General features: G+C 39.4%; 7 protein-coding genes. 4 read left to right on the top strand and 3 right to left on the bottom strand.

What is annotated here, in order from left to right; translation table 11 throughout:
- Nucleotides 1–4 precede the first annotated feature (4 nt).
- Nucleotides 5–1600, top strand: coding sequence for a gliding motility protein RemB (locus tag ACTJKN_RS26685; protein ID WP_440828662.1), 1596 nt, complete (start codon nt 5–7; stop codon nt 1598–1600).
- A gap of 153 nt (nt 1601–1753) precedes the next feature.
- On the opposite strand, the gene dxs is transcribed toward ACTJKN_RS26685, so the two are convergent.
- Nucleotides 1754–3682, bottom strand: a complete 1929-nt coding sequence (gene dxs / locus ACTJKN_RS26680; RefSeq protein WP_440828661.1) for a 1-deoxy-D-xylulose-5-phosphate synthase — start codon at nt 3680–3682, stop codon at nt 1754–1756.
- Between the two features lie 497 nt (nt 3683–4179).
- Here dxs and ACTJKN_RS26675 point away from each other — a divergent pair, with 497 nt between their 5' ends.
- The 3 genes from ACTJKN_RS26675 (at nt 4180) to glmS (ending at nt 8243) form a co-directional block, all read left to right on the top strand.
- A complete protein-coding gene (locus tag ACTJKN_RS26675; RefSeq protein ID WP_440828660.1) occupies nt 4180–4923 on the top strand; it encodes a segregation and condensation protein A in 744 nt (247 codons plus the stop codon).
- 62 nt (nt 4924–4985) lie between these two features.
- On the top strand, nt 4986–6257 hold the full coding sequence (gene glyA, locus ACTJKN_RS26670; RefSeq protein ID WP_440828696.1) for a serine hydroxymethyltransferase: 1272 nt from the start codon (nt 4986–4988) through the stop codon (nt 6255–6257).
- A gap of 147 nt (nt 6258–6404) precedes the next feature.
- Nucleotides 6405–8243 carry a glutamine--fructose-6-phosphate transaminase (isomerizing) gene (gene glmS / locus ACTJKN_RS26665; RefSeq protein WP_440828659.1) on the top strand — a complete coding sequence of 613 codons (1839 nt, stop codon included), beginning with the start codon at nt 6405–6407 and terminating at the stop codon, nt 8241–8243.
- Nucleotides 8244–9168: 925 nt separating this feature from the next.
- Here the strand turns inward: glmS and ACTJKN_RS26660 are convergent.
- Both ACTJKN_RS26660 and ACTJKN_RS26655 read right to left on the bottom strand, forming a co-directional pair.
- Entirely contained in the window at nt 9169–10542 is a 1374-nt protein-coding gene (locus ACTJKN_RS26660; RefSeq protein WP_440828658.1) for a hypothetical protein, read from the bottom strand.
- Between the two features lie 60 nt (nt 10543–10602).
- A complete protein-coding gene (locus tag ACTJKN_RS26655; RefSeq protein WP_440828657.1) occupies nt 10603–11301 on the bottom strand; it encodes a ComF family protein in 699 nt (232 codons plus the stop codon).
- Between the last annotated feature and the right edge of the window lie 911 nt (nt 11302–12212).

Genomic DNA, 12212 nt, shown 5'->3' with positions numbered 1-12212 from the left:
CCAGATGAAGAAAATCTTATTCCTCCTATTTTTAGTCGCCTCCATTCACAAGTTAAGTGCTCAAGCTGTTTATCAACCTTATTCTTTCCAATTTTACCAGAAATTAAGTGGAGAGGTTTATAATCCAAATACAAGGATTCACAGCGCTTTAAAGCCTTTTTTTATTGATGATAGTTTGCTGCGTGACAAAAGTAACATGTTGTTAAGCATTGGCACAGACTCAACCAGAAAATCGTGGGTATCGAGAAAATTATTTCAAGAGCATCTATTGGATATTCAGAAAGAAGACTATACCGTTTATGCAGATTTTTTGCCAGACTTCCAGATCGGTCGTGATGCATCGGGTAAAAAAACTACCTATTTAAATACCCGTGGTTACCAGGTTGGTGGTACAATAGGAAAGAAATTTTCTTTCTACACCAGCGGATTTGAGAATCAAGGGCGTTTTGCAGCTTATTATGATAATTATGTAAACCAAACTAAAGTTGTGCCAGGCCAATCTTACGATAGGAGCTTTGGTAAATTAACCAAAGATTGGTCGTATGTGACCGCAACAGTATCTTATACACCTATAAAATATTTGAATATTACTGCAGGTTATGATAAAACTTTTATTGGTGATGGCTATCGTTCTTTGTTGTTATCTGACTTTTCATCTCCAACTCCCTTTTTAAAATTGACCGGGAATTTGGGAAATGTACAATATATGGTGATGTGGACATCTATGCAGGATCCAGGTGCGACCAAATTATCTTACGACGCGGGCAACCGTAAAAAAGGGGGGATTTTTCATTATCTCGATTGGAACGTTAACAATAAATTATCAATTGGATTTTTCGACTCTATTATTTGGGCGCAGACTGATGATGCCGGGAATAGAAGAGGATTTGACTGGGGTTATGCTAATCCAATTATTTTCTTAAGACCAGTAGAAGCTTCTAGTGGTTCTCCGGACAATGCTTTATTGGGTTTTACTGGTAAATATAAATTTGCAAAGGAACTGGTAGCTTACGGACAGTTTTCATTAGATGAGTTTGAGGCTAAAAATTTCTTTTCTAGCTCAGGTAGCTCCAGAAATAAATATGGTTGGCAGTTAGGATTGCGGGGAGCAGATGTTTTTCATGTAGAAGGATTAAACTATTTATTGGAATACAATACGGCTAAACCCTATACATTTTCTTCCAGAACCCGTATTGGCAATTACGCCAACTATAATGAGCCACTAGCACATCCTTTTGGCGCTAACTTTAGAGAGCTTGTTGGTTTGTTAAACTACTCTTACAAACGCTTTGATTTTAGCGGAGAATTGATGTATGCTAAGTATGGTCTGGATATCGCCGGGCAGAACTATGGTAAGAATATTTTCGAGCCATATACTGACGCGGTACAGCCTATTGGGAATTACACCACTCAAGGGATTCGCACAGACCTTTTTTATGCTGAGGGAAAAGTTGCCTATGTGGTTAACCCGAAATACAACCTACGCTTAGAACTAGGTGGTGTGGTTAGAAGAGAAAGTAACAGTTTAGGTAAAAATACAACCGGATTAATTACTTTCGGTTTACGGAGTTCGTTCAGGAATTTGTATTCTGATTTTTAGTAGACTACATGATATAAAAAGAGCCTCAGTTAATAAGATAACTGAGGCTCTTTTGTTAATTTACATGTCATCCTGACGATAGGAAGGATCTTTATTTGTATCATTGAGATTCTTCGCTGCGCTCAGAATGACAAAACATAATGGAGGCTTCTTCTACCCTGCCATACTATCTGTTGTTCTTTTTACAGCAACTTTTCTTACGGCCGCTACAATTGCGTTTTTATCATAACCGCATTCGGCCCAAAGTTCCGCTTGTTCGCCATGTTCGATAAACTGATCTGGAATACCTAAACGGATTACATTGGCGTTATAACCATGATCGCCCATAAACTCCAATACTGCAGAGCCTACGCCTCCAGGTAATGAGCCGTCTTCTACGGTGATTACATGTTTATATTTAGCAAATACTTCATGTAATAGCTGCTCGTCCAATGGCTTCACAAAACGTAAATCGTAGTGTGCCGGATAAAAACCTTCGCTGTTTAATTCGGCTCGTGCCTCAACGGCAAAGTTACCTACGTGACCAATGGTTAATAAGGCTACATCTTCGCCGTCACAGATCTTGCGTCCTTTGCCAATTTCCAATGCTTTAAATGGTCGTTTCCAATCGGGCATTACACCATTACCGCGAGGATAACGGATTACAAATGGCCCCACATTTTCTTGTTGAGCAGTAAACATCAGGTTTCGCAATTCTTCCTCGTTCATCGGAGAAGAGATTACTAAATTCGGGATACAACGCATGTAAGCAATATCATATGCACCATGGTGTGTTGCCCCATCAGCACCTGCCAAGCCGGCTCTATCTAAACAAAACACTACGTTTAGTTTTTGAATGGCTACGTCATGGATCACCTGATCGTATGCCCTTTGCATAAAGCTTGAATAGATGTTACAGAACGGAACTAATCCTTGTGTAGCTAAACCAGCCGAGAAAGTTACGGCATGTTGCTCTGCTATACCTACATCGAATGCACGTTTTGGCATCGCTTTCATCATAATATTTAACGACGATCCTGATGGCATAGCAGGTGTAATACCTACAATTTTATCATTCGCCTCAGCCAGCTCTACCATGGTATGTCCGAAAACATCCTGGTATTTTGGTGGTTGTGGCTTATCTGGAGTGCTTTTTTTGATTTCACCGGTAATCTTATCGAAAAGACCTGGTGCATGCCACTTGGTCTGATCTTTTTCTGCCAGTGCAAAACCTTTACCTTTTACGGTAACACAATGTAAAAGCTTAGGACCAGGAATAGCAGATAAATCTTTTATGGTCTGCGCCAAACGTTTTACATCATGTCCGTCAACAGGACCAAAATACCTAAAGTTTAAAGCTTCAAATAAGTTACTTTGTTTTAGTAAGGTTCCTTTAATGCTCTTTTCTATTTTTTTAACGTACTTATGAGCATTAGGGCCTAGTTTAGAAAGCCCTGTGAGTACATGAGAAATATCATCACGGAAACGGTTGTATGATTTTGAAATGGTGATGCTGGTTAAATATTCCTTAAGCGCACCCACATTCGGATCGATAGACATGCAGTTATCATTCAGGATCACCAGCACATTACTGTTTTCGATCCCTGCATGGTTTAACCCTTCAAAAGCTAAACCAGCTGTCATGGCGCCATCGCCGATAACAGCCACATGCTGTCTGTCTGTTTCGCCTTTTAACTGCGAGGCCACCGCCATACCCAAAGCGGCCGAAATGGAAGTAGAAGAATGGCCTACACCAAAGGTATCATACTCGCTTTCCGAAATTTTTGGGAAACCGCTAATGCCACCGTATACACGGTTGGTGTGGAATAAATCCCTGCGGCCGGTTAATATTTTATGTCCGTATGCCTGATGGCCTACATCCCAAACCAACTTGTCGTAAGGGGTATTTAATGCATAGTGTAAGGCTACTGTTAATTCAACAACACCTAAACTGGCGCCAAAATGGCCACCGTTAACACTAACTACATCAATGATATACTGTCGTAATTCCTGGCTTATTTGTTCTAAGTCAGATTCGCTATATTGCTTTAAATCAGCGGGATAGTTGATTTTAGATAATAGGGGGCCAGCTTTTACTTGCATTCGAAATTTATGGTAAAAAACAAGATACAAAGTAAGGCAAATTTGTTTTAATATAGAAGAGAAAAATAGTGGTTTATTATTGAGCGTTAAGCGGTTGGCGTTGAGGGCTTAGCGGATGAAGGTTAAGGGTTTAGTGGTTAGTGGCATGAGATTAACTTAAGGTTTAAGGCAAAAGGAATATTAACCACAGATAAAAAGGATACACACAGATAAACCTCAGTTTCTATTTGTGGTAAAATGGCTTTAGTTATTGACAATTGGGTTATGGGCATTTAGTTGTGTTTATGGGGTAGCAGATAAGGTTAAGGAAAACCGTTTTGGGTTTAAAAGCAAAATTAACCATAGATAAACACAGCTATGATATAGATCTGTGTTTATCTGTGTACATCTGTGGTAAAACTCTAAAATTAATGACATTAACTTTAGGGTTTAGTGGTTAATAGGCTAGGGTTTATATTATTAAGGGCTAAAATTTTTCGTTATGTTTGTCTCTTCACATGCAGGCAGAGAATTTTGAAATAAAACTTCCGGTATTCGAAGGCCCCTTCGATTTGTTGCTGTTCTTTATAGAGCGGGATGAACTTAATATCCAGGATGTGGAGATTGCCAAAATCACCAACGATTTTTTGGCCTATATCCATCAGCTCCTTGCTTTAAATGTAGAAGTGGCCAGCGAATTTATTTTAGTGGCCGCAACGCTGATGCGCATTAAATCTAAAATGCTTTTGCCAAGGATTGAGGTTGATGAAGCCGGAAATGAAATTAATGCTGAACAAGACCTGATTGCAAGGCTTATCGCCTACAAACAATTTAAATCTGCCGCGGAAGAAATGAAAGTTTTTGAAGAGGAACGGTTTAAACAGGATCAACGGGGTAATATTGCATACGATTTAACTTTGGCCGCTGCATCTTCCAGTCACCAGGATGAGCTTTTATCATTGGATTTCTATAAACTTTTAACCGTTTACCACCGGACGATGCAGAAATATGAGCTGCGCAGCGAAGAGGTTAAACACACCGTGGTACAATATCCTTACACTATCGAGCAGCAAAAACACTTTATTGCGAATCTGCTCGATATCAATAAACAGATCGATTTTGCTTTGGTGCTTAAAAATTCGGAGAATAAAGTGCATTTCGTTTATAATTTCCTGGCTATTTTAGAAATGTTGCAGCAGCAAATCGTAGAGATAACCATTGGGAGCGGCTTTAACAACTTTAATGTGAAAGCATTATCCTAATACGGCCTAAATTAAATTTGAAATTCTTACTTTTGCCAAAAAAATACAAACCTCATATAATGATGACACGCGACAACCAAATTTTTGAACTTATTGATAAGGAGTTAAACCGCCAAGAGCATGGTTTAGAGCTTATTGCATCAGAAAACTTTGTAAGCAAGCAGGTGATGGAAGCTGCCGGATCGGTACTAACCAACAAATACGCTGAAGGCTTACCGGGAAAACGTTACTATGGCGGTTGCCAGGTAGTGGATGTAGTAGAGCAAATTGCTATCGATAGGGCAAAAGAGTTGTTCGGTGCAGCATGGGTAAACGTTCAGCCGCACTCTGGCGCACAAGCTAACGCAGCAGTAATGCTTGCCGTTTTGCAGCCGGGTGATAAAATATTGGGATTTGATCTTTCTCACGGAGGTCACTTAACGCATGGTTCGCCTGTTAACTTTTCGGGTAAACTATACCAACCTTTATTTTATGGAGTTGAAAGGGAAACCGGACTTATTGACTATAAAAAATTAGAAGAAGTTGCTTTAGCCGAAAAACCTAAATTAATTATCTGTGGTGCATCTGCTTATTCCCGCGAGTGGGATTACGCTTTTATCCGTGCAGTAGCTGATAAAATCGGTGCTTTGGTTTTAGCTGATATTTCTCACCCTGCAGGTTTAATCGCAAAAGGATTGTTGGCCAACCCGCTTCCACATTGCCATATTGTAACCACTACCACCCACAAAACTTTACGTGGCCCACGTGGGGGTATGATTATGATGGGACAGGATTTCGAAAATCCATGGGGATTAAAAACACCTAAAGGCGAAATCCGTTTAATGAGTAACCTGCTTGATATGGCGGTTTTCCCTGGTACACAAGGTGGTCCGTTAGAGCACATTATTGCGGCTAAAGCAATTGCTTTTGGCGAAGCTTTAAGCGAGGAGTACGGAACATACATTAAACAAGTTGCGGCCAACGCACAGGCAATGGCCAAAGCATTTGTAGCTAAAGGATATGGCATTATTTCTGGTGGTACAGATAACCACTTGATGCTGATCGATCTTCGAAATAAAAATATTACTGGTAAAGTAGCTGAAAATGCTTTGGAGAAAGCAGAAATTACAGTGAACAAAAACATGGTTCCTTTCGATGATAAATCGCCATTTGTAACTTCAGGTATCCGTGTAGGTACTGCAGCAATTACTACACGCGGTTTAAAAGAGACTGAAATGCAGAAGATTGTAGATTTAATCGACCAGGTTTTAACCAATCCGGAAGATGAAGCTAACCTGAATAGTGTAAAAGCTGAGGTGATTAAGTTGGTAAGTGCCTTCCCACTATATAAATAAAATTATACACTCACCCGGCCAGAGTGGCATTAAGACAAGCAGTTACATTAATTTGTAGCTGCTTTTTTTTGTGAAGTAAGTTTTTCGGCCTAATGATGCAAAACAAACGTTTGTTTTATATATTTGACCAATAAAATGATGTAACTTATGTGTGGAATAGTAGGCTATATTGGCTACAGAGAAGCCTGGCCGATTGTATTGAAAGGTCTTAAAAGATTAGAATACCGGGGTTATGATAGTGCTGGTATTGCACTGATGAATGATAGTGGCCAGCATATTTATAAAAAGGCCGGAAAAGTAGCTGTTTTAGAAGAATATGCCGAAGACAAAGATAAGTCTGGTACAATTGGTATGGGGCATACGCGATGGGCAACACATGGCGTGCCTTCTGATCGGAACTCTCATCCCCACACATCAAATGGCGGTAAGCTGTCTATTATCCATAATGGAATTATCGAAAACTACGCCACCTTAAAGGAAGAATTGACTAGTCGTGGCCACGAGTTTAAAAGCGATACCGATACCGAAGTATTAATCCACCTGATCGAAGAAATCCAGGAAATTGAAAATATTGATCTTTTAGAGGCGGTTCGTTTAGCTTTGCAGGAAGTGAACGGTGCTTACGCCATCGTGATTATGGATAAAGAACACCCTGATCGTTTAATTGTGGCGAGGAAAGGAAGTCCGATGGTAATTGGTGTTGGAGCGGGAGAATATTTTATTGCCTCTGATGCTACGCCGATTATTGAGTATACTAAAACCGTAATTTATTTAAAGGATGGCGAAATCGCCCTGATTACCAAAAATGACCTTTTAGTTAAACAATTGGATAACGTAGTGCAAACCCCTTTAATTCAAGAGTTACAGTTAAAACTTGAGATGCTAGAAAAAGGTGGCTTTGATCACTTTATGCTTAAAGAAATTTATGAGCAGCCACGTTCAATTAAAGATTGTATGCGGGGCCGGATTTATCCTGAAGAAGGAAAAGTTCAGCTTGGTGGGATCAAAGAATTTGCAGAGAAATTAAAAAATATAGACCGGATCATTATTGTGGCCTGCGGAACATCGTGGCATGCAGGTTTGGTTGGCGAATACCTGATCGAAGAATATGCCCGTATTCCTGTTGAGGTGGAGTATGCTTCGGAGTTCAGATACCGAAATCCAATTATCACCGAAAAAGATGTAGTAATTGCCATTTCACAATCGGGCGAAACTGCCGATACCATGGCAGCCATCGAGATGGCTAAAGAACGTGGGGCAACTATTTTTGGGATCTGTAATGTTGCGGGTGCCTCCATCCCACGTTTAACCCATGCAGGTGTTTACACCCATGCGGGGCCAGAAATTGGCGTAGCTTCAACAAAAGCATTTACTGCCCAGGTAACGGTTCTAACCTTGATGGCCTTTTATATGGCGCAACAAAAAGGAACCATTACTACTTCAAAATTAATCGAGCTTTTAACCGAACTGGATCATATCCCTGAAAAAATTCAGGTGGCTTTAGAATCGAATGATCTGATCAAAGAAGTTGCAGAAAAGATCAAAGATTCTACCAACTGTTTGTTTCTGGGGAGAGGCAGTGGTTTCCCTGTAGCCTTAGAAGGTGCCTTAAAACTTAAGGAAATTTCTTATATCCATGCAGAGGGTTATCCTGCAGCAGAAATGAAACATGGGCCTATCGCTTTAATTGATGAAGAAATGCCGGTGGTTTTTATTGCTACGCAGAATTCATCATACGAAAAAGTGATCAGCAATATACAGGAAGTAAAAGCAAGAAAAGGTAAAGTGATTGCGATTGTAACCCAGGGCGATACGGAGGTGAAGAAAATGGCCGATTACTGTATCGAAATTCCTGATGCCAATGAAGCCTTTTTACCACTTATAGCAACTATTCCGCTTCAGTTATTATCGTATCATATTGCAGTGATGCGTGGTTGTAATGTAGATCAGCCTAGAAACTTAGCTAAATCGGTAACAGTAGAATAATTTTACAACAAAACAAATAAATAAGGCAGCTGCATTAATTTGTAGCTGCTTTTTTGTTTGTGCTAATGAGGTGCGGTGATGAGCTTATTGATTATAAAATGTTTGATATCAATTCATCATTAGAAAGCAAAAGCAGTAATACTAATGATGGTTTCTTCCCTACTTGCTATAGCCCTGATTTTCAATCCTACCGTTGGACAATATCTTTCTCTGACCGGATTTTTTTGCTCCTTTGTCTAAGGCGATCGTCATGCTGAATTTATTTCAGCATCTTTTATGCTATTAAAAACCTTCTATCCCGAAAAAACTACTGTTCACTCACAAATGTTAATTTTTTTTCGCTCTTTGCCGCGGGGCATGATACTTTGGAGCGCCAAAGTATCAAAACGCTTCGTCAATCCAGCAATGTGGCTCCCTAGCGCCCACGCTCATCAAAAAAACAGTGGCACTTCGTTTAATCAGTTCTTGTTTTTGTTTTCTTAGGTCTGATTGAGCCCTTCGGGGTTTGTGTTCAATTTTCGTAAAAGTTTTGAGGCAGCTTTTATGAACACAAAACCACTGCGTTTCAGGTTTGGTAATGCTATTTGTTCTTTTGTGTACCTGTTTTTTTGATTCTCCCGCCACTTGGGATTGACGGGCGTTCTTCGGTAAAACCTGTGAATTATTAAAGCAAGCTAGCAAAACGCCTAGACTATTCTTAAATATTTGTGTCCATACGGGTAGGATTTTCAATCGGGACTAGACTCTATTGGGTTTGGATGGCCAGTATAGGATTACCATTACCGTTTGGGGGAATAAATTGCCTTAAAAGTAAAGGGCCGATATTCTTTAGAAGAAATATCGACCCTTACCATCTAAATTAACGCTCTCGAATATATAAACGAAATTTATAGCCATTTTGTTTTGAGAAATAAAAAAAAATAAGTTATTTCTCGTAACTACCTAAGGTTGAGGGAGAAATTCTTGTGTTTCCTTTCGCATCCTGATTAAGGTAATTAAAGAAATACGGATCAGTACTTAAATCAGCTCCCTTTTTTCTGACGATGCTACTTGGAGATACCCGAAAATCTTCCAGATCTTGATTGATGAAAAGAGGATCGGTATTTAAAATATTGCCGTTGTTGGTGTAAACGCTGTTGGTGGATCGGATTAAATTGTTCCATAAATTGACCTGCACTATTGCAGACGTTTTTTTTTGGATATCCAGTTCATTCGTTAAACTCCCCCATATGATATTATTGGTTAAATCTACCCGAAGTTTGTTATAAGCATTTGCCGATAAATAATCTGAAAAACTCAGAGCGGCAGTTTTACGTGGGAAATTTGAATTATAAGCAGCAAAAGTATTCTGTTTTAAGTTGTAATTTCCTCCTCCTACCGCATATATTAAGTAATTGCCGCAGTTATACATCACATTATTAAATGCAAGCAATTCCGAGTGATACCCAATATAAGCCGCCACCTGCATGTTTTTAACAATGCTATTGCTTAAAATTAATTTTGGACTGTTGTTAACGGACAAAGAATCGGAGGTAATGCCAACAGACGCATTTTTGATGATTGCATTTTTAATCAATCCATATCCCGTTCGTTTTAAGAAAATCCCTTTCCATTGTCCGGGCTCATCGCTATATATGTATTCCAGTCTATCGCTACAAAATAGTACAGGTTCGGTAAGGCTGCCATTAACTACCAGGTTCCCTTCTATGTTTAAATTGGCATCCTTGTGAAAATAAATTTTAGTTCCAGGTTGGACAGTTAGTGAGCCCCCGCTCTTAACGGTTAACGAGCCGTTAATAATGTAAGGTAAAGCTTTTGTCCAGATGGTATTGGCATTAATTGTCGATTCGTTAACAAATACAGCATTCTGTCCATAAGCTAAAAGCTGAATTACCTGTTTATTCCCATTTGTATTTAATATGATAGAATCTTGAACCAGAAAGGGCAGGTTAGTTGAATTTGGATTGATCGAGACTTTGACAAAAAGGTTTATAGAATCCCGGCCGTTTATAATGAGATCATTTTTGTGCTGCGTTTGTTCTCCGTTAATGTTAATGCTAAAAGCCGAAGTATTGCCACCTGATAATCTGATTTCGGAAACTTTAACCGCATCATTATTTTTGTTGACAATCTTTATTCTTTTGGTAATTGATCCTACAGAGGTAAAAATGGTATCAAATAATACTTCTTTATTAGAGATATTTAGTTTAGCATTCGGATCGGTGGTTATACGCTCCCCTTTCCGGCAAGCTGAACCAAAGAATGAAATTAAAAGCACTAAACCAATACTTAAACGCATAAATCAAACTTAGAAAAATGTTTGGCTACTTACAATAGCGCCTAAACCGTATAACCGTAATTATTCTGCAAAGGCAAGCACCGCAATGCTCACTTTTGCCGCCCCGATAGCTAAGAGTGTATTGGCGCATGCTTCAAGCGTTGCACCAGTAGTAATTACATCATCAACCAGTAAAATATGTTTGCCGATTATATCTTCAGGAGAATTTACCTGAAAAACATCTTTCATGTTTTCATACCGGTTATACCTGCTTTTTTTAGTTTGGCTCTCCGTTGAAGTAGTTCGGATAAGGTGGTCTTCGCTAACATCGATTCCCATTTGTGTTGCAATTCCTTCTGCAATAAAGCTACTTTGGTTATAACCCCTAATCTTAAACTTTTTACGATGCAAAGGAACTGGGATAACCATATTGATATCCTGGTAAAGAATTCCGGTTTTTAGCCGCTCGCCCAGCATATTGCCTAATAATATTCCAACATCGGTTCTGCCATTATATTTTAAGTTGTGAATTAAGTTTTGAACCTTCGCTCCTTTTCTAAAATACAACATGGCCATTGCGGCATTAAGCGGTAAGCGGCCCCATAATTGTTTGGCAACCCTGTTATCTGCATATTGGTGATAATCTGTAAAAGGAAGATCATGTAAGCATTTTAAACAAATCAACTGTTCGTAGCGAAACAAAGAATTGCCACATGCATTGCATAAATTTGGGAATAGCAGTCCAAATAAGTCAGAAGTCCATTGTTTAACCAGAAGCATCTAACTAATTTATAAAATATTTTTGACTTCCGAAGTTTAAAGAACACAGGTGTAAGGATAACTTCGGAAGTTTATTCAGGTCACGCTGGTTTTATTACTACACTATGTATAAAGTGCTTTTGTTTTTTAGCAAAGCAGTTCTCGTGCTACTATGTAGGTTTGTCCCCGCCATACGCTATAGTCCCGATGAAGAATCGGGAGCTGCCGCTGCTGTCGGGTTTAGCTGGCAGGGTCTTCCGAAGTTTTAAACGGCCGGGCGCAGGGAAAACTTCGGAAGTTTCGGGCAAGGGGCTTCCTATTTAAACCTATCAGGTTTTAAAAACCTGATAGGTTTGTTGGGTCAGGTGCCCCGAAACATCCTTTCGCTCAAAAAGTTTGGTCCTGCGGCAAATTTTTTCGTGTTGAAAACCATTGAGTTAACTTAAACCTTCAGGTAATCGGCGTAAAATCTTTGCAGAAGCATTAATTTTTTCTACTTTTGCATCCCGCTTCGGAGGAAGGGTTTGGTTGAAAAGATGGCAGAGAGATGGAAAGGGCAGGATTTATTTTAAAATAAATATTGCTAAAGCGGAAAAGATTGCTACCTTTGCAGCCCGGATCGGAAGAACGGAAAGCTGATTAAAATCGGCATATTGAAAAGCAGACGGTGGATAAGAGAAGAATAAAAAATAAAATTTATTTTATTTGGAACTTCGGAAAAGATCCTTACCTTTGCACTCCCAACCGAAAGGAAGGGCAAAAAGTTGGAGCAGCGGATGTTGCACAAACAACAAAACAAGATTGAGATAAACGGAAACACGGAGAGACGAACAAGACTTTTCCGAACTGAAGTTTAACGATATATAGATGACCGGCCGTGAGGCTTACCTGGTCAACAAGTTCTTAAAAGAGATGTCAATGTAGCGTAGCGA

It is taken from the genome of Pedobacter sp. 22163 (assembly GCF_052045595.1).
Classification (GTDB): Bacteria; Bacteroidota; Bacteroidia; order Sphingobacteriales; family Sphingobacteriaceae; genus Pedobacter.
Note: the sequence above shows the minus strand (reverse complement) of the source record. Positions and strands in the feature narration are given on the sequence as shown.